Source organism: Actinomycetota bacterium (genome assembly GCA_028698215.1).
Lineage (GTDB): Bacteria > Actinomycetota > Humimicrobiia > Humimicrobiales > Humimicrobiaceae > Halolacustris.
Window position 1 is genome coordinate 1 of the sequence record JAQVDY010000011.1, and the last position, 19,440, is coordinate 19,440.

General features: G+C 39.4%; 22 protein-coding genes. 3 read left to right on the plus strand and 19 right to left on the minus strand.

The window, feature by feature from the left end:
* The coding region (locus PHN32_04820; protein MDD3776908.1) for a hypothetical protein at positions 1–467 on the minus strand (467 nt) is incomplete at its 3' end.
* A gap of 1,067 nt (positions 468–1,534) precedes the next feature.
* On the opposite strand from PHN32_04820, the gene PHN32_04825 reads away from it, so the two are divergent.
* From PHN32_04825 to xylB, 3 genes are read left to right on the plus strand one after another with little or no spacing between them, the layout of a single operon-like run.
* Positions 1,535–1,930 carry a cupin domain-containing protein gene (locus PHN32_04825; GenBank protein ID MDD3776909.1) on the plus strand — a complete coding sequence of 132 codons (396 nt, stop codon included), beginning with the start codon at positions 1,535–1,537 and terminating at the stop codon, positions 1,928–1,930.
* A 34-nt stretch (positions 1,931–1,964) separates the two neighbouring features.
* Positions 1,965–3,407: an NAD-dependent succinate-semialdehyde dehydrogenase gene (locus tag PHN32_04830; protein MDD3776910.1), complete on the plus strand. Its 1,443-nt coding sequence runs from the start codon at positions 1,965–1,967 to the stop codon at positions 3,405–3,407.
* A 14-nt stretch (positions 3,408–3,421) separates the two neighbouring features.
* Positions 3,422–4,963, plus strand: coding sequence for a xylulokinase (gene xylB, locus PHN32_04835; GenBank protein MDD3776911.1), 1,542 nt, complete (start codon positions 3,422–3,424; stop codon positions 4,961–4,963).
* A gap of 40 nt (positions 4,964–5,003) precedes the next feature.
* On the opposite strand, the gene PHN32_04840 is transcribed toward xylB, so the two are convergent.
* The 18 genes from PHN32_04840 to murC form a co-directional block, all read right to left on the minus strand.
* Positions 5,004–5,525 (minus strand): hypothetical protein, encoded by a 522-nt coding sequence (locus PHN32_04840; GenBank protein ID MDD3776912.1) that lies wholly within the window; start codon positions 5,523–5,525, stop codon positions 5,004–5,006.
* Entirely contained in the window at positions 5,522–6,766 is a 1,245-nt protein-coding gene (locus tag PHN32_04845; GenBank protein MDD3776913.1) for an HD-GYP domain-containing protein, read from the minus strand. Before PHN32_04845 ends, PHN32_04840 begins: the two co-directional genes overlap by 4 nt.
* A gap of 69 nt (positions 6,767–6,835) precedes the next feature.
* On the minus strand, positions 6,836–7,060 hold the full coding sequence (locus PHN32_04850; protein ID MDD3776914.1) for a hypothetical protein: 225 nt from the start codon (positions 7,058–7,060) through the stop codon (positions 6,836–6,838).
* Positions 7,047–7,205 carry a hypothetical protein gene (locus PHN32_04855; protein ID MDD3776915.1) on the minus strand — a complete coding sequence of 53 codons (159 nt, stop codon included), beginning with the start codon at positions 7,203–7,205 and terminating at the stop codon, positions 7,047–7,049. The genes PHN32_04850 and PHN32_04855 overlap by 14 nt, the downstream gene beginning before the upstream one ends.
* Positions 7,206–7,214: 9 nt before the next feature.
* Positions 7,215–7,607, minus strand: coding sequence for a helix-turn-helix domain-containing protein (locus tag PHN32_04860; protein MDD3776916.1), 393 nt, complete (start codon positions 7,605–7,607; stop codon positions 7,215–7,217).
* Between the two features lies 1 nt (position 7,608).
* Positions 7,609–8,508, minus strand: coding sequence for an AAA family ATPase (locus tag PHN32_04865; GenBank protein ID MDD3776917.1), 900 nt, complete (start codon positions 8,506–8,508; stop codon positions 7,609–7,611).
* A 620-nt stretch (positions 8,509–9,128) separates the two neighbouring features.
* On the minus strand, positions 9,129–9,905 hold the full coding sequence (locus PHN32_04870) for a DivIVA domain-containing protein (GenBank protein ID MDD3776918.1): 777 nt from the start codon (positions 9,903–9,905) through the stop codon (positions 9,129–9,131).
* A 13-nt stretch (positions 9,906–9,918) separates the two neighbouring features.
* Positions 9,919–10,206: a YggT family protein gene (locus tag PHN32_04875; protein MDD3776919.1), complete on the minus strand. Its 288-nt coding sequence runs from the start codon at positions 10,204–10,206 to the stop codon at positions 9,919–9,921.
* 10 nt (positions 10,207–10,216) lie between these two features.
* Positions 10,217–11,017: a pyrroline-5-carboxylate reductase gene (proC, locus tag PHN32_04880; protein ID MDD3776920.1), complete on the minus strand. Its 801-nt coding sequence runs from the start codon at positions 11,015–11,017 to the stop codon at positions 10,217–10,219.
* A 26-nt stretch (positions 11,018–11,043) separates the two neighbouring features.
* Entirely contained in the window at positions 11,044–11,520 is a 477-nt protein-coding gene (gene sepF / locus PHN32_04885) for a cell division protein SepF (GenBank protein MDD3776921.1), read from the minus strand.
* Positions 11,521–11,545: 25 nt separating this feature from the next.
* Positions 11,546–12,220: a YggS family pyridoxal phosphate-dependent enzyme gene (locus tag PHN32_04890; protein MDD3776922.1), complete on the minus strand. Its 675-nt coding sequence runs from the start codon at positions 12,218–12,220 to the stop codon at positions 11,546–11,548.
* Positions 12,221–12,223: 3 nt separating this feature from the next.
* Entirely contained in the window at positions 12,224–13,015 is a 792-nt protein-coding gene (gene pgeF / locus PHN32_04895) for a peptidoglycan editing factor PgeF (GenBank protein MDD3776923.1), read from the minus strand.
* Position 13,016: 1 nt separating this feature from the next.
* Entirely contained in the window at positions 13,017–14,162 is a 1,146-nt protein-coding gene (ftsZ, locus tag PHN32_04900) for a cell division protein FtsZ (protein MDD3776924.1), read from the minus strand.
* A gap of 17 nt (positions 14,163–14,179) precedes the next feature.
* The gene (gene ftsA / locus PHN32_04905) at positions 14,180–15,424 is read right to left on the minus strand and encodes a cell division protein FtsA (protein MDD3776925.1); all 1,245 of its coding nucleotides are present in this window, start codon (positions 15,422–15,424) and stop codon (positions 14,180–14,182) included.
* A 14-nt stretch (positions 15,425–15,438) separates the two neighbouring features.
* The gene (locus PHN32_04910) at positions 15,439–16,215 is read right to left on the minus strand and encodes an FtsQ-type POTRA domain-containing protein (GenBank protein MDD3776926.1); all 777 of its coding nucleotides are present in this window, start codon (positions 16,213–16,215) and stop codon (positions 15,439–15,441) included.
* Positions 16,216–17,190 carry a D-alanine--D-alanine ligase gene (locus tag PHN32_04915; GenBank protein MDD3776927.1) on the minus strand — a complete coding sequence of 325 codons (975 nt, stop codon included), beginning with the start codon at positions 17,188–17,190 and terminating at the stop codon, positions 16,216–16,218. It lies immediately after the preceding gene.
* A gap of 1 nt (position 17,191) precedes the next feature.
* Entirely contained in the window at positions 17,192–18,073 is an 882-nt protein-coding gene (gene murB / locus PHN32_04920) for a UDP-N-acetylmuramate dehydrogenase (GenBank protein ID MDD3776928.1), read from the minus strand.
* Positions 18,066–19,439, minus strand: coding sequence for a UDP-N-acetylmuramate--L-alanine ligase (murC, locus tag PHN32_04925; protein MDD3776929.1), 1,374 nt, complete (start codon positions 19,437–19,439; stop codon positions 18,066–18,068). Before murC ends, murB begins: the two co-directional genes overlap by 8 nt.
* Between the last annotated feature and the right edge of the window lies 1 nt (position 19,440).

Below are 19,440 nucleotides of genomic sequence, written 5' to 3' on the forward strand. Positions count from 1 at the left end.
ACCATATAAGGAGCCCACTCGTCAGTCCATGCAGTTTCTACATATACAACGTCATAAACACCGGTTCCTGCAACCAGCTCTACGTTCTCTTTAGAATATACTACAGGAGTAGCAATTCTCTCAATATTAACTGGTACACCTGTGGCCTCAGTAAATTTCTCGAAATAAGGAAGTGTCAGGTCAAAGGTAGAACCAGTTTCCAGAATAGTGTTCAAAGGAGTTTTGTTCTCTATCTCTGGAATATCTGCCAGAGAGAAAGCTTTACCCTCTACAACTTCTTCTGCTGGCTCTTCAGCAGCTGGCTCTTCAGCAGCGGGTTCTTCGGCAGCTGGCTCTTCAGCAGCTGGCTCTTCAGCAGCTGGTTCTTCAGCAGCTGGCTCTTCAGCAGCTGGCTGTTGTGCGCAACCAACGAATGAGAATGTAATTGCTAATGCAACTACAAGCAAGAGAATTAGAAATCTCTTCATAGCTCGTTACCTCTTTCTTACGTTTGCAATGTTAAAACCTTAACATCAGTTTTATTACAATCTAAATAAATAATCCTGTACTTAATATAGCTTATAATTTATCCCACCACCTCCTTCTATGAACAAGGTTGATATTCAGCCATTGTTTAAAAACTCACCTCCTAATAGCCTATAGTTATAATCAAAACTTAAAAAACCAAATTTTTCCTAGAATTTGGACCAGCTATTATAAAAGCTAATGTTTTACAGTAAGCAATTTAATCTTTTCAAAGAACTGCTGCCAAATAACTGGCAAAAATTTAATTGAACTTTTTATTTATATGAAACCTTGAATTATTAAATTAATTGTATCTAATTGAATTTGCGATTGATAATAATTATATTACTTTTATAGTTTAGTAATTTTAATCCCAATATGAGTTGTTTGTCAATTTATTCTTTTATCCCGGGTCTTATATGGTAATAGCAATCTTGGTACTTAAGAGGTTCCCCCGAGCTTTAATATTTAACCTCCCCGCAAATATAATGACTCATAACTTTTAACATATTTTCAATATATAGTCAAAAATAATTTCCTATTTTTATTCCAGTCTCCAGCAGCTTGACCCAAATCTCTAATAAATACTCTAGCGAATATTTTATGTTTAAAGCATACGGATATTATAAGCCTATTAAAGAAACTTTTAAAGAGAAAACCAGAATTTATTGCACTATTGCATATATTCTAAACATTTACATGATTGCAGTTCTGCATTTTTTAGGTTCAATTCTCTTTTACCCTTATATGGAAACCATTTAGTAAATATTTTTTAGCCAAAGTGGGAATATTTTGTAGATTTGAATATGAAACATATGCTGTTATAATATTGCCAATTTAAATGATTTATGGCCGTTAAATATGCCTTTATTTATAGTGAAGCTTTCGAGGGCAAAAATAAATCAATTGCTAACATTTTAAATTTGTGTAAAATCTATTCTGAACCAGGCAGTAAGTAACAACATTGTTCTTTTTTAAACCACTGCCCAAACATGTATTAATTATATTTTATATCAGGGAGGTAAACAGAATGAAATATGTAAAAAATATTCAGGATGCAGCCGCAGACCTTGATCCCCGGTCTCTAAGAGACAGGGTCAAGAATAGGGATAAGGCAGTACTCAGAGATACTTACTATCTGATAAATCCTGAAGACGAAGGCTGTGAATCCAGGAGATTGACTTTAGGACATACCACTATCTATCCTACTGGGACTACCACTGGTCATACCCATGATGATATGGAAGAAGTTTATTATGTAGCCATGGGAAAAGGGACCATGGTTGTAGGAGAAGACGAGTATGAAATTGAGCAGGGTGACGCCCTGTATGTTCCACCAGGTGTTTTTCACACCACCAAGCAATCCGGAAATCTTCCTTTAATCGTAGTTTGGGTAACCTGCAAAATAGACCCTGAAGAAAGATAGTTTCAATAATAAACAATTATAGGGAGCAAATATTATGATAAAAGGACAAATGCTTATTGGAGGTAAATGGATTAGCGCCGATAGCGGAGATAAAATTGATGTAGTGAATCCAGCTTTAGGAGAGGTCTTTGCGCAAGTTCCAAAAGCCCACAAAGAAGATATAGATAAAGCCATAGATGCTGCAAATTCTGCCTTTAAAGCCTGGGCATCATTATCTCCCTTTGCCAGGGGCAATTATTTAAGAAAAGCTAGCCGGCTGGTTGAAGAAAGAAAAGAAGAAATTGCCAAACTCATGACTCAGGAACAGGGCAAGCCTTTCCAGGAGGCCCTGGGTGAAGTGGAAAAAGGAGCAGATATCTTAACCTATTATGCAGAGGAGGGAGAGAGAATCTATGGCAGGATTGTTCCCAATGTAGAACAAGATATGGAGAGCAGGGTAATTTACCAGCCCATTGGAGTAGCAGCTGCCATATCCCCCTGGAACTACCCTATCGAGCTACTGGCCTGGAAAATAGGCGGCGCGCTGGCTTCAGGCTGCACCATGATTGCCAAACTTCCCTCCGAAACCCCGCTATCCCCTCTGGCTTTTGTAAAATGTGTACAGGATGCTGGTGTTCCCGCAGGAGTTATAAATGCAATTACCGGATCAGGTTCTGAAGTTGGACCAATCCTGTTTGACAGCAAGTTAGTAAAAAAGATAGCTTTCACCGGCTCTACAGATACCGGCAGGCAGGTACTCAGAGGTTGTGTGGATACTTTTAAAAAAGTGTCTTTGGAGCTGGGGGGAAGCCTTCCTACCATAGTTTGTAAAGACTGTAACCTGGACCAAGCCGTAAAGGGGGCAGTAAGGCGGTCTTTTAGGAACATGGGGCAAATTTGTATTGCCATTAACCGTATATATGTGGATGAAAATATATATGAGGAATTTATGGAAAAATTTGTGGAAGAAACCAAGAAGTTAACCATTGGCGATGGTTTAAAGGAAGAAGTTAATCTGGGGCCCATGTGTACTATGGGAGGAGTCAACACCGCTAAACAGCATATAGAAGATGCCCTGGCTAAAGGGGCTAAGCTGGCTTACGGAGGACACAAACCACAGGGTAAAAAATATGAAAAAGGCTTCTATTTTGAACCTACCATTTTAAGGGATGTAACTCATGATATGCTGGTTATGCAGGAAGAGACCTTTGGGCCGGTAGTAGGCGTTATGCCTTTCAGCAGCATTGAAGAAGCAGTTGAGCTGGCCAATGATTCTGTATACGGACTGGCAGCAATAGTATTTACCGAGAGCCTTAGTCTGGCTAATTATTTATCCAAAAATATAGAAGCTGGAAATGTAGCCATCAATAATGTAGATGCCGGAGTATTATATGCACCCTACGGAGGCTGGAAAGACAGTGGATTTGGACATGAACACGGCCCTGAAGGTTTATATGAATACCTCTTAATAAAACATATAAGAGTAAAATACCTTTAAACGAGGGGAGAAAAATGCAAGAACAATATATAATAGGTACCGACATCGGGACTTCGGGCTGTAAGTCAATAATAATAGACAGCAACGGAAAAGTAGTGGCCTCGGCCATGGAAGAGTACCCTTTGTATACACCCAAGCCGGGCTGGGCGGAACAAGACCCTAATGACTGGTGGGAAGCCACTGCCAAAACCATAAGGGCAATAATCAACAACAGCGGTATAGACCCTAAGAACATAAATGGCATCGGCCTTTCCGGCCAGATGCATGGACTGGTAGCTTTAAATAAAGACCATCAAGTAGTCAGGCCTGCTTATCTGTGGAATGATCAAAGATCCCACCAGCAATGCCAGGATATTTATGAAGCTGTAGGAGGCAGGGAAGAACTGCTGAAATATACCAATAACAGCATGCTGCCGGGGTATACTGGAGGAAAAATTTTGTGGCTCAAACAGGAAGAGCCGGAAAATTACCAGCAATCGGTAATATTTTTAAATCCTAAGGATTATATCAGGTTCAAGCTAACCGGTGAATTCGCTACCGAAGTATCAGATGCTTCAGGAACTGGTTTGTTTGATGTAAAGAATAGAAGGTGGAGCCATGAATTGCTGCAGATACTGGAGATACCTTTGGAACTATTACCAAAATGTTATGAATCACCAGAAATTAGCGGTTACTTGAGCCAGGAAGCAGCTGAAGCTACCGGGCTGTTAAAATCAACACCGGTGGCGGGAGGGGGCGGAGATGCGGTAATCCAAACCACCGGAACCGGACTGATAATCGAAGGTATATTGGGAATAACCCTGGGTACAGCCGGTGTAACTTCTATGGGCCTTAATAACTATACTTTCAACCATACCGGTAATTTCCAGGTATTCTGCAACAATGCTCCCAGTAAATGGAATATTATGGGAGTTACCCTGGCTGCCGGCGGATCATTTCAGTGGTTTAAGAATATGATGTGCAAATACGAAAACAAGGCAGCAGAAGAAACTGGCCAGGATGTTTATAAAATCATTGATGAAGCAGTGGAAAAAGAATCTGAACCTGGAAGCAAAGGCTTGGTCTTTCTTCCTTACCTCATAGGCGAAAGATGCCCTTACCCTGATCCTAATGCCAAAGGTTTGTTTATCGGGGTTACTTTAAGGCACAATCATGAAGACTTTGCCAGAAGCGTAATGGAAGGGGTTACTTTTAGCCAGAAACAGATCTATGAGCTTATGACAGAAATGGATAAGAACTTGGTGGCCAAAGAAATAAGGGTATCCGGAGGGGGTTCTTCCAGTAAATTATGGAGACAGATGCTGGCAGACATATTCCAGCTTCCGGTAAAGACAGTCAGTGGAAGCAAGGAAGGCGGGGCTTATGGCGCCGCCCTGGTAGCTGGGACCGGCTGCGGTATTTGGGATAGTGTAGAGCAGGCTACCGAAGTGATTAAAACCGAAACCGAGGTATTTCCTAACAGCGCTAACCAAAAGATATATGATGAGCTGTTTGAAATATATAAGAGTCTCTATCCTACTTTAAAGCCTACTTTCGACCGTATGTCAGAAATATAAGCCAATCTACAGGCCATCAGTAAAGCTGGTGGCCTGTTTTTTACCAATAATAAATAGAAACCATTTCCCAGACTACCCCAAGCAAAAACAAGCCCGCAGACAATGATATTATAGTAATAGACATCGTACGGGGCTTAAATTTATAAAAAGAAAAATATTCTCCATAGCTTAACATCATCAACCTGTAAGCAGTTTCTACTGACACCAAAAAAATAACATCGCCAGGTATGTTTTGGGCATGCCTAATAGTGCCGGTAAACAAAAAAATAATTATAAAAAACCCAGTTATAAAGCTCATGGGAAGCGTAGTCTTAAGATAACCCAGCCCAAAGTAACCAAGAGTGGAAAAGAGGTTACCGAAGAAGATTATAAGAAAAATATACAGTGGGGCCATCCCCTGGCTGTACTGGCGTATTCCAAAAAAATTCTGAAGAACCCTAAATTTATCAATTATGAATAAGGATGGGTTCTGCCAGAAGTAGAAAAACAGGTACCCTGCTAATGCCCCTGCTGAAGCCAGGATTATAGCCAACACCAGTATCCTGTTATATTTTTTTATCATACCTGCCTTCTGGCTAAAACTTTGATCATAGCCTCCGTAACTTCCTCATCAAATTGGGTTCCTGAATTCTTTTTTAGCTCCTCAATAGCTTCAGTTTTAGTAAGGGCCCTGGTATAAGGCCTGTCTGTAGTCATAGCATCATAAGAGTCAGCTACACATAAAATTTTAGCAAATAATGGTATTTGATTCCCTTTTAGTCCCCGGGGATAGCCGCTGCCATCAATCTTTTCATGATGATACAATATGGCAGAGGCAGCATCCTTTAAGAAAGTTATCTCCTTTACAATTTCGTACCCTACTTCTGGATGTTTTTTTACTTCCTGCCAATCTTCTTCACTCAAAACAGTAGGTTTATTTAAAATGGATAAATCAACCTGTATTTTCCCTATATCATGTAAATTTGCCAGATTCTTAATTATTTCAATATCATATTCATTAAGCTTCATTTCCCTGGCCACCGCCTCGCTGTAAGTAGCTACTCTTATGGAATGGCCTGCAGTATAGACATCCTTTGCCTCCATTATCTTTACAATCTGTAAAATACTGTTTAACAGAGCTTTCCTTTCCTTGATCCTTAGAAGATAAGTATACTGTGCAATTATTAGAGGCAGCGATGTAAACAACAGAGTAAAAGGCCCATATGCAGAGTACAAGAAAGATATGGCCAAGGCCATCAAAGTCAAGAATATATGGAAAGGTATGAGCCAGGCAAAGTTAAAAACCCATATATTTAAGAAATTTGCAGATTCGCTTATAGATATGGCCCCAGTAGTCAAAGCAGTGTTTAGTATGAAAAATATAAATGCTGATAAGAAAATAACCCCGATATTTTTTGGAGATAGGAAATTATTGCCGGACCGGTCAAACCAAAATTCAAATATTATGCTGGCCGCAGCAATGGATATAAGGTACTGGCCAGCGTTAAAAAAGTGCTTATAATAAGGAGTTTTCCTTACGAATTCCTTAATATTAAATACTGAAATAATGGTAACCAGGCAGGCAGTAGAAGGACCAAAAAGAATCAGGCTGGCCAAGGTAATACCAAAATTAACTGATACGCTGCCAGTCTTAGGGAGTGGAGACGAAAGGTTATCTGACACAAATACCAGAAAACCAAACAACCCCACTCCCAACCAGGAAACGCTACGATAGCTTATAATTACATAAACCAACAAGGCTATGCCAATTATAAACACAGCGTGAACATAGAGCTGTAGAATCAACTTATTAGTTTTGCTCACTAGTTTTGTTTACCTTTTAATTCAAATATAAAAAATTATACCAAAACAAGGCGATTTAATATAATCTTTCTACCATCTTACTGTAGAGCAAATACCAACCAATGATCCTAATACGATCAATACTCTCATTAACTTCTTCATTGTTTTCACCTCCCTTTCTTTTTTAAATATCTTTTCTACCATCTTACTGTAGAGCAAATACCAACCAATGATCCTAATACGATCAATACTCTCATTAACTTCTTCATTGTTTTCACCTCCTCCTTTAAACTTATCGCTGTTAACCACTTTCATACCAGGCTTTCAAAATATGTAGATATTCCACTATTTGGTCAAAAAAGATCAGAACCAGTATAGTTATTATTAGTATCAATATTATAAAAATAGATGCTTTTTCCCAAAAGGTAAGGCCTCTTTTTTCCTTATTATCCCCTTTCATATCACTCCCCTAAATGCTTTTCTGGGTCCTTCTTTCAATAAACTCTTCAATACTGCTCTGGGGAATTCTCCAGGAACTCCTCCCTTCTCTTATCTTGAACCCCTTAAGGTCTCCGGTTTTTAAAAGACTCCAAATATTATCCACGGAAAGTTTCAAAATTTTTGCTACCTGTTCTGCAGTATATAGGACAGGAGCTTCTTCTCCGGCTGGTGAGGCTAATTCCTCTTTTCCTATAAAGTTATTCAAGAATTCCTCTAAATCAGTTTCATTTATCCTTATGGCTTTACCCAGCCTTATAGCTGGTAATTTTTTCAACATGACCATTCTTATTATCTCTGATTCACTAATCCCCACTAGCTCCGATACTTCACTGATGGTATATAATTTTTTTTCCTGTTCCATTTTAAATAATCATTTCTTCCATAGAGTATAGTTGCTGCTGCATATCAGGGAATCCCTGAATGGTTTGATCCTGATTTATGATAGGAATCCATCCCCTCAAATCTATGTTTAGTTCCCTTTTTAAGTTTTTTTTCTGGCTTTCATCTGCAGGCGCCCTGTTTATAACAGCTTTCTGGTATTGCTGTTGAGGTAAATACTTCAATAGTTTGTTTGCCCTGCCAACCGCCCCCATATTTGGGGTTAGAACCAGTAGCAGCTTAGTGGAAATATTGATCATCTCCAGTACATTGTTTTGATAACTATAGGGAAGATCAACTACTATGTAATCATATTTTTTCCGGGCAGAGTAAACCATTTCATCTATCATATCTACGGTAATCTGGTCACTCTGTTCAAGAGTTAATGGTGGCTGTAATATATCTATATTTAATTCCTTTAGCTGATAAATAGATTCCCATAAGGATTGTGGACTTTTTTCAGTATTCTTAATAAATATCCCCATGTTTGGTATTTCCGGCAGGTTTAACCTAAATGCTAAATCAGTTTGTCCTTCCCCAAGGTTAAAATCAATTAGTAATACCTTAATTTTTCCCAGGTTGGCCATATAATAGGCAATGTTTAATGCTAAGCTGGTTTTACCAACTCCTCCCTGTACTGAAAATAAAGAAGTTACCTGCTGGTTAATAACCCGGTAGTTTTCCTTTTCACTTTCCAATCTTTTTATTATATCTAGAATATTGCTTAGATGTGCCCAGCTATTAAGCTCTTTTATATATATGTTTCCGTCTTTGGCTTTGCTTTTACCCGCAACGATCAATTCACACTGGGTATTTTCAGTAATATATTTCTTTATATTATATAACTGAGGTATATCTTGGGTAATTATTATATATTTTGGCATATATTCCTGTATTATGGATATTATATGGTTTAAATTTGTTTGTACCAGAATATTAAAATTTTTTATATCTATATTATGTATTCTACTAGCTAATTCCTGGTTTTTGGTTATTATTAAAATAAATTCCATGCTTTTTTTAAGTTATTATTAGCTTTTTTTGGGATTAAATTTTTTTATATACTTTATTATGGTAATTATAATATATTTTTAGTATTTTTTTGTCAATTTTGTATTTTATATTATATTATTAACTATTATTAGTTAATAATATATATTAGGTAATAGTTCTCTATATCATTAGGTATTTCAGGGTTATCAGTTATTTTTTTTACTTAATTAATGTATTGAGATAAATTATGGCTTATTTCTGTAGTAATTCTGATATAATGTCTTTTTGGAGGGGTTTTTTTATTGATACCTGCTTATAATTTGACCTATGTCCAGATAATATGGTTATGTTTTGGGGAGGCAAATTTAGTTTGGAGGCAATAAGTTTAATTAAAGCTTTGTTAGCCTTTCCCTTTTGAGGTGCTTTGGCAAGCCTTATTTTTATGTATTTTCCATGCCAGCCATCAATACTGTCTACTGAAGAACCTGGCCGCACATAAATATCCAGTATCTCATTTTTCATCAGTCTTGAAGAAATCATCAATGATATCAGGGTTAGCTATATCCAGGCTTTTACCCTTTTTACCAATATTGAAATCCTCTTCTTCCTCTTCTTCCTCTAACATGTTTTTCTCTTCTTCAATATCTTCTACCGGTTCAGCTGTTTGTTTTTCTAACTGCTCTTCTTCTACTGGAATAGGTGTTGACTGGTCTTCTGGAGCAGGCCCGCTATTTACCCTATCTGATCCTTGTTTGTCCTGCAGGTTATCTTCTTCTAACTGAGCCAATTCTTCCTGCTCCTGGAGCCGGTCCTGGCTTTCTGCATCCTGGCTGCTAAGCTCTCCAGTTTCACCTTTTTCAAAACCTTCTAGATTTTTAAGGGCATCCTGTAAATATTGTTTCAGGCTCAAGTATTTTTCCTTTACCTTAGCCATATCATGCTCAATACCCTCTTTTTTCAACTCCAGGTCCCTCAATTCGTTCTCTGCTTCTTCTTTGCGCTGATTATAAATATTATCTGCTTCCAATTTAGCTTTTTGCTTTATATCTTCCGCCACTTTATGGGCAGATATTAAGGCGTCCTGAAGAACCTGCTTCATTTCATCGGAGTCATTGGTTCTATCGTACTTCAATTTATCCACAGTTTCCTGCAATTCATTGGTTTTCTTAGCTAAACGGTCAAACTCTATGGAAATCATATCTAAAAATTTATCAACTTCTTCTGGTTTATAGCCCTTAAACGCAATATGAAATTCTTTCTTTTGAATATCTCCTGAACTTATTGGCATAGTACTCCTCCTGTCAAATTATTACCCTATACATAATTATCCTTAATAAAAATATTATAACCTGTATAGCCAAAACAGCCACTATAAAAGATAAATCCATGTATGCCCTGCCTACCCTTACCATAGGTATGATACGCCTGAATATCCTTAAAAAAGGATCAGTTATTTCCATAATAAACCGGTAAAAAGTTAACCATATTCCTCTAGGCCTAAAATTAAACCAGCTCAATACAGCTCTTAATATTATAACCCAAACATAAATCTGTAAAAAATAAATAACCAAGTCAAAGGCAATTTTCATGATGCCACTCCTAACTGTCCTGCAAACTTTCCAATTCAAATGCCCTTTTTACTGCGCTATCCAAAGCCTTGCCAACTATATCCGACATACCGCTGCTGCTAAACTGCTCCAGGGCCCTTTCTGTGGTGCCTCCAGGAGAGGTGACCATAGCAATCAGCTGCTCCAGGTCCTTGCTGCTTTCCTTTACAAGCAAAGCTGATCCTTCCATGGTAGATATAACCAGCTTTTTGGCAGTTTTCTTATCCATACCCCTCTCTGCAGCAGCATCTATTAAATATTTACAGAATTGGAAAAAATAGGCTGGCCCACTACCGCTTAAAGCGGTGGCCAAATTCTGGTATTTTTCATCTATTACCACCGTCTCTCCCAAACCAGCAGTTATCTGCCGGGCAAAGGCCAAATCATGGGGACCGGCATACCTGCCCCGGCTTACTATAAAAACACCCTTTTTAACCAATGCAGGAGTATTGGGCATAACCCTGATAACTGCTATTTCACCCAGCTTCTGTTCAAAATAGCGGGTAGATATACCGGCTAGGATACTTATTATGCTTTTGCCTTCAACACTGCATGATTTTATTTCTTCTACAAAATCCTGTAGGTTCTGGGGTTTAATAGCTAACAGAATATTCTTAGCCTCTGCTGCTTCTGCCAAACTGCCAGATATTTTAACAGAGTAAGTAGCTTGAATAAATTTTAGCCGGATTTTGTCCCGGTCGTAAATTACTATACTGCTGCGGTCCAAAACCTTTGAATCTATTATTCCCTTCAGCAGGGCTTCCCCCATATTGCCGCAACCTATTATAGCCAAACAATACTGCAATCTAAAACAACCTCCTAAAATTGGTTAAATAGCCCTTTTTCCTTTAATAATTCCTTGTCCTCTGAGTTAACCTCCACATTATAAGGGGTAATTAAATATACCCTATCGGCGACCTTTTGTATGCTGCCTTCAAGGGCAAAGGTCATCCCACTGCAGAAGTCGATGATTCTTTTAGACAAATCCATATTGGTATTTTGAAGATTGATTATCACTGGAATAGCTGATTTAAAATTCTGGCCAACAATCTGCATTTCTTCAAAATTATGAGGCTCTGCTATAAATACTTTTGATTTCGGTTCCGGCTTTACCGGATTTAGGAAAGACACTTTACGTTTGGACCGGCTAGAGCCTCCTGACCGGCCGCCACCATAATATTTCTCCCTTAAATCGTAATCTTCCTCATTGCTGTCTTCCTGGATGTTTTCCTGATCATATTCTTCCGGATCCGAAAAACCTAGAAAAGCTAGCGTTTTCCTGATTAATCCGCTCATTTCATCTCCTTTGCTACTTTTATTGCTACTTAAATAATACTGAGCCTACCCTTATCATAGTGGCTCCTTCTTCTATTGCTATAGTATAATCATTGCTCATACCCATAGACAGCTCAGTAAGAGCTAATTGACTAAATTTACGGCTGTAATTATCCCTTAGTACCCTGAGTTCTCTAAATATATCCCTGATATAGTCAATATCCCGGCTTAAGGGAGCCATGGCCATAAATCCCCTAACCTCAACATGGGAAAGCTTAATGGCTTCCCCAAACAGTTCTTCCAACTGTCCGGGCTCTGCCCCATATTTGGACTCTTCCCCAGAAACATTTACTTCTATCAGAACTTTTTGTACCTTGTTATTTTTGCCCGCCTCCAGGTTTACTTTCTCTAATGTACTTATTTTATCTATAGAATGTATATATTCAACCAAGGGCACCACTATTTTTGCCTTCCTGCTCTGTAAATGTCCGATAAAGTGCCAGACAGCATCTTTTTTTACCAGAGAGGCCTTTTCTACTAAATCCTGGGCCCTGTTTTCTCCCAGGTTAATAATTCCACAATCTATAATCTCCTGGATTGATTCCGCTTCTGCATATTTGGTAGCTGCTATAATTGTAACTTCTTGCGGCTCCCTGCCTGCTTTAAGGCAGGCCTGGGCTACCTTCTCCTTAAGCTCTTCAACCCTATGTCCGTAATCCAATTACTACCCCCTGATAATACCTATGGCTGCCTGTCTTCCGGTAACTTTTGCCCTGCGGTAAGAGAAAAATCTCTTATCACAGAAAGTACACAGCCCGGAGTCTACTATGTTTTCTAACGGAATCCCTGCCTGCAAAGCCTGGGTTTTATTTAAATCAGCCAAATCCATAAAAATTTGTCCGTGATCAAAATCATAATAACTGCCCTGGCCGTAAGCGCCGGTAAACTCCGCTAACCTATTTTTATCAACCCGGTAACAGCATCTCCTTATGCTGGGGCCTAGAAAAACCAGGCAATCCTCAGGCCTGCTGTTCCAATAATTAATTATAATCTGAATGGTTTTGCCTAAAATCTTAGCCAAAGTCCCTTTCCATCCGGCATGGACTGCAGCAATGACCTTTTTTATTTTATCTGCCAGTATTATCAGATTACAGTCCGCCCCCATAACCATCAGGGCACTATTTTCCACCTGAGTAATCAAGGCATCTGCCTCAGGAGCACTATTGTCCCAAAAGCTAAGGTTGCCCTCATTAAGACTGATTGCTTTATCTGAGTGAACCTGGCATAAATCATAAAGCCTATCCCCCAAATCCAACTTTTTTAGCACTTGTTTTCGGTTAGCGCTAACCCGGCTTAAATCATCACCCACGTGAAAGGCCAGGTTCAAGGAATCATAAGGACCGTTACTAACCCCTCCGTAACGGGTAGTAAAATAAATGCCTATCCCCTGTTCCCTTAATCCCTGGGGGCTAAATACGGGCATGCCCTCCAGGTTTATTTCCTTTAGGTCATACATCCTATTTATCTTTATCTTTTCTTAAAAACGTAGGTATGTCCAGATAGTCATCATCCATAGAACCAATTTCATCAGTTTGGGCTTCCTGCTTTGTTTCCTGCTCTTTTTTTTCTTCGGCAAAGAAGTCTTTTTCAAAAACCTTATCTATTTCTTTCTGTTCTTTTTCAGGCTCTTTTTTCTTCTCCTTACCCACAGTCTCAATTATTTTATCGCTAAAACCAGTAGCAATAATGGTTACCTTTATCTGCTCATTCATGTTTTCATCGATAACTGCTCCAAAAATTATATTAGCATCTGAGCTGGTTGCATTCCTTATAATTTCAGCAGCTTCATTAACTTCAAATAATTTAAGGTCGGGGCCTCCGGATATGTTTAGCAGAATGCCTTTGGCACCTTCAATAGAAGCTTCAATGAGGGGGCTGTTAATTGCTTTCTGGGCTGCCTTTATAGCCCTGTTTTCGCCAGATGCGACCCCATCACCCAACAAGGCATTACCCGCATCCTTTATCACTGCTTTCACATCAGCAAAATCCAGGTTGATAAGGCCGGGTAAAGTTATCAGGTCTGTAACTCCCCTGATGCCTGCCTTAAGTACATCATCTGCCAGTTTAAAAGCATTAAGCAGGGTGGTGTTCTCATCTGATATTTCCAATAATTTGTCATTGGGAATAATAATAAGGGTGTCTACTTTACCACTTAGCTCTTTTATGCCTTCCTCGGCAGTAATCATTCTCTTGGTTCCTTCAAAGGTAAATGGCTTGGTTACCACTGCTACGGTCAAACAGCCCATTTCCTTGGCTACTGAAGCAATAACCGGGGCTGCCCCTGTGCCTGTACCACCGCCCTCACCACAGGTTATAAATACCATGTCCGCATCTTTTACTGACTCTTTTATGGAATCAATAGACTTTTCTGCGGAAACCCTACCAATTTCAGGATTAGATCCCGCGCCCAGCCCGGAACCGCCAATCAGTATTTTTTTATCTGCATTAGACATCATCAATGCCTGGGCATCAGTATTTATTGCTATAAACTCACAACCATTTATATTATCTTCCATCATTCTATTAACAGCGTTGCTTCCGCCGCCGCCAATTCCAATAACCCTTATTACTGCATAATAATTTTTATCGAACTCAAGATTCACCTTTTTCCCTCCTAAAATCAGCTTTTTAATATCTTATTTATAAATTCCTTAAACCTGGACAGAAAACTGCCGTTTGATCTCCTATCATCATAAGGTTCTGCACTGGCAAAAGTCTTTAACTGAAATGCGTATTTAAGCAGTCCTACCCCAGTTGAATATATGGGATCATTTACTACCTCGGAAGGGCCTTCCACATCACATGAAACTCCTATTCTTACCGGTAGATTAAACTCTGAATGTGCTATATTGGCAATTCCTTTCATCTGGGAAACCCCTCCAGTAAGAATCACTCCGCAAGGCACTGAATACATAAACCCGTAACTTTCAATCTTCTCCTTAATAAGCCTCAGAAGCTCTTTTACCCTGGAATTTACAATAGTATACAGCCTTATATTAAGGGTAGCTTTATTGCGGTCAATTTTTATATCCCCCATATTAACCCGGTTAAGGGATTCATAAAAATTATAATCAACATTAGCGAACTTCCTTTTGATTTCTTCAGCTTTAGAAAAGGGAATATTGAGTCCAATAGATATATCATTAGTAATCAGGTCTCCCCCTACTGGAAGGCAATAGGTAAACACCATCTTATTATCCTTATACACCGCCACATCCGTGGTGCCTCCCCCAATATCTAGAAGAATTGCTCCACTCTCCTTTTCATCAGCAGTAAGAACCGCTTCACTGGAAGCTAAAGCCTCCAATATTATATCTTCCACTTCAATATTGGCAGCTTTAATGCTATTAACCGTATTCTTAATCAAAGTAGCGGAACCATATACTACCATTAACTCTACTGCCAGCTTTTCAGTAGCTAAACCTACCGGATCTATTATTCCTTTCTCATCATCGACTACAAACTGCCTTATAAGGGTATGGATGATTTCATTTTGTGCCGGAAGGCTAATCTTGTTAGCATGGCCCAGCAGCCTGTCTAAATCTGACTTTCTTACTATTTTATTTGGAGAATTTATATTTATTTCGCTCCAATTGTTCACTACGGAAATATGTTTCCCGGTAACTCCGATATAAGCGGCGTCTATGAATAACTTAGTGTTTTTCTCCGCTGCTTCAATTGAATTAAGAATGGATTTAGTAGCTTCATTTATATCAACCACAATACCTTTTTTAATACCCTTACAGGGCGATGTTCCAAAGCCTTTTATTTCTAATATGCTGTTCTTCCTTAACCTTCCAATCAAGGTAACCACTTTAGTAGTTCCTATATCAATAGCTGCAATATATTCATCCTTAGCAGGCAAATTCTACCTCCCCATCAGTTTATTACCGGATTCTCAAAATTTGTTAAATCTATTATATTATAATTTACATCATCTTTTAATAATTCTTTTAATATGCTCAATTTTTGCGGAATATGGTCACTACTGCCAAATACTACCCTGCCCCCCTGATTGGTTATAAAAATAATATCGCCCAGCCCGCTTTCTACCTGCGCATGTTTGAAAATTGTTCTGAGCTCATTATCCATACTGGAATAAACTTCTCCACAGCTAAGAACATTCTTCTTAGCCACTTTATCTCCTATTTCCGGCTTAAAATCAAGAGCATTTACTACCAGGACTATTTGATTGTATTGCTCCAGTTCCTGGGGGCTTATTGATTCTAAAACCACTCCTTGATTATCCAACAAAAAATAGCCACCCCGGTAATGAGCAATTAAGAAAGGTTTTCTTTCAATTACTGCTACCGACACCTTATCTGGAAATACTTTACTGAAATTTATTTCTTTTACCCAGCTGCAGTCCTTAAAAATAACTTCTTCTACCATTTTCTGGTCGACCTCAAAAAAGTTTTTACCCTTAAATGAGCCCAGGCAAGCACTCAATTCCTGCTGGCTGTAATGCTGGTAACCGCTTATTTCAATCTCCTTTATTTTAAAGTATTCACTATTATAAAAATAGTTTAATCCATATACTGCTGCTCCCAAAAACAGGAACATCAAAAAAAATTTAAAAAAATACCAGAACCTTCTTAAGGCTACTTTTCTTCTGCGGGCAGCTATTTTTTTGTTTTCAGCTTTTCTACCATTCATTTAAATTTTCAAATCAGCAAAATTTAAGATAATTTCTACCAGATACTCAAAACTTATCCCGGCAGCGGCTGCCGCTTTGGGCACCAGGCTGGTAGGAGTCATTCCCGGCATGGTATTTACTTCCAATAGATAGGGCACATTATGCTGGTCCAGGATAAAATCAACCCGGGACAAGCTGGAACAACTCAGCAGTTTATGGCTCTGAATAGCATACCTGCTTATACCCTCAGCCAAATCGTCATCCATTTGTGCCGGGACCAGGTATTCAGTCATGTTAACCGTATACTTGGACTGGTAGTCATAAAAACCGCTCTTCGGCCTTATTTCTATTATAGGCAAAGCTATGGCCTGTCTGCCCAGTATGCTGACCGTTAACTCCCTGCCGGTTATAAACTTTTCAATCAATATTACATTATCATGTTTTGCCGCCTCCGCTATACCTGCTTCTGTCCCTTTTTGGTTACGGGATATGGTGATACCGATGGTAGAACCTTCACGATTAGGTTTAATAACTACCGGATAACCCATAGTAGACTGGATCCTGTCCTCTATATCGGCCAGGGCACCATAGTCAGGCCCCTCCAAAGCAATGTATTCCGGAGTAGGTATACCTTCACATTGCAGCAACTTTTTGGTTAAAACCTTGTCAATAACCATTGCGCTGGATAACACCCCGGAACCGGTATATGGAATTTTGAGAAGCTCCAGTGCCCCCTGCACGGTACCATCTTCCCCATACCTGCCGTGTAAAGCCAGAAAGGCGATATCTATATCACTAAATTGAGATGTAAAATCATTTTTAAAATCAATAAATTTAACCTGGTACCCTAGATTCTGTAAAGCGTTAAATATCTGGGTTCCAGTTTTAAGGGATACTTCCCTTTCTGCAGACACTCCTCCTGCAATTACCCCGACCCTAATAGAATCTTTTTTTCCCCTGATAGATAAATTACTAAAATACTGCGCATAATCCATATTAAAATCCTACCAATCTTACTTCATGCTCCAGGTTTATATTATATTTTAGAAATATCAGCTCCTTAACAATTTGGGATAAAACAAAAATATCCTCTGCGCTGGCATGGCCGCAATTAATCAAAAAATTAGCATGCTGCCCGGAAACTGCAGCATCCCCATACCTAAAACCTTTAAGCCCTGCTTCCTGGATAAGCTGTCCCGCAGCATATCCCGGGGGGTTTTTAAAAAAACAACCCGCACTTCTGGCTCCTATAGGCTGGGCTAGTTTCTTCTTACGGATAGCTTCCCTTATATTTTTCATTATTTTATCCGGTTTTCCGCGGGATCCTGCCAATTCTGCTTCCAATATGATTTCTGCCTGGCCAGCCTTAAACTGGCGATAGCCATAATCGCTTTCTTTTAACTTATGGCATTTGACTTCCCCCTGCCCGGAAAAGTACCGTATACTATCTACATAGCTGCAAATATTACCGCTATTGCCCTTGATGGCTCCTCCTATCGTACCGGGAATGCCGGACAGTGGGGATAAATCATATCCGATCTTAGCACCCTCTACAATAACTTTACCCAGATTTGCTGCCGCCCCTGCCTTAATCAATCCTTTGGCATTTGAAATATGCTTAAAATCTCTTCCCAGCTGCAGCACCCCAATATTGGTAAAATCCTGATGGAATAAAATATTGGTACCGCTGCCCATCACCATAACCTCAAGTCCAATATTCCTTAAGAAATCATAAGCATGCTGAAGCTGCTCCAGATTATCTACAGCGGCAAAGGCAAAGACTCTGCCCCCCGCTTTAAGGGAGCATTTACCAGAAATGTCATAATTAAACACCATTCCCTGGATATCCGGCTGGCCTTTGATCTTCAAATTACCCATTAGCTGTACCTTTCAGTAAATCCTCGGTTACCCTGGTTATGTCTCCCGCTCCCATTAGCAGCACCATATCATCCTTGCAGATATGCTGTTCCAGGTAAATGCTTATCTGGTCCAGCTTGGGCAGATAAGCCAGCTTGTTTGGAAACCCTGCCTCAATGACAGCATCTATCAGTGTTTTTCCGTTAACCCCGGGTATGGGCTGCTCTCCTGCACTGTAAACATCAGTTATAATAAGGATATCAGTTAAGTCAAAGCAGGTTCCAAATTTTTTCAAAAGATGAGAAAGCCGACTGTAGCGATGAGGCTGGAACACTGTAATCAAGCGATTTTTTTTATCCTGGTAGGCAGCCTCCAGGGTAGCTTTAACCTCAGAAGGGTGGTGGGCATAGTCATCAAATATTAACGCCCCTCTTTTTTCACCTTTCTTTTCAAACCTTCTTTTAGTGCCGGTAAAATATTGAATAATCTCTACCGACTTATGCATATCCAGACCCAGGCAGCGGCATACCGATAGGGCAGCCAAGCTGTTCTTTACATTATGCATGCCGGGCACACTTAACTTTACTGGCAGTTTCCGGCAGCTTTGCCCCTCCCTTACCATTAAATCATAGCTGCTCTGTAGATTTTTATGTTTTATATTCTCAGCATACAAATCATTTTTTTCTGATAATCCGTATGATAATACTTTCCTGCCTATACTTTCACTGCTCACCTTCACCTGGTCCCCGTCTACAATCACAAAACCATCTTGGTGAGTATTCTGCATAAATTCATAGAAACTCTTTTTTAACGCATCATAATTTTTATAATGGTCGATATGGTCATCTTCAATATTGGTTACGATGGATATAAAAGGATTATATTTCAAAAAGGAACCATCACTTTCACAAGCCTCGGCCACTACATATTCGCCCTGGCCGTACCTGGCATTGGACCCCAGTTCATTTAGTTCTCCCCCTATAATAATGGTAGGATCAAGGTCTAAGCCCCTTAACAGTAAACCTACCATGGAAGTAGTAGTAGTTTTGCCATGGGTACCGCTTACCGCTATACCTTTCCTAATATTAAGTATCTGGGCCAGTGCATCCGAGCGCCCTATCAGGGTTAATCCAGCTTTCCTGGCTTCCACCATTTCCACATTTTCCTCAGGTATGGCCGCAGAATATATTACTATTTGGCTATCCTTTAAATTTTGGGCACGGTGACCAATTATTACCTCGATGCCCTCATTTTTCAACAAACTGGTGTATCTTGATTCTTTCATGTCAGAACCCTTTACCTGATGGCCCATACCTTTGAGCACCAGGGCAATGGCACTCATGCCTGCCCCGCCTATCCCGATTAAAAAATATTTATTTCCGGTCACT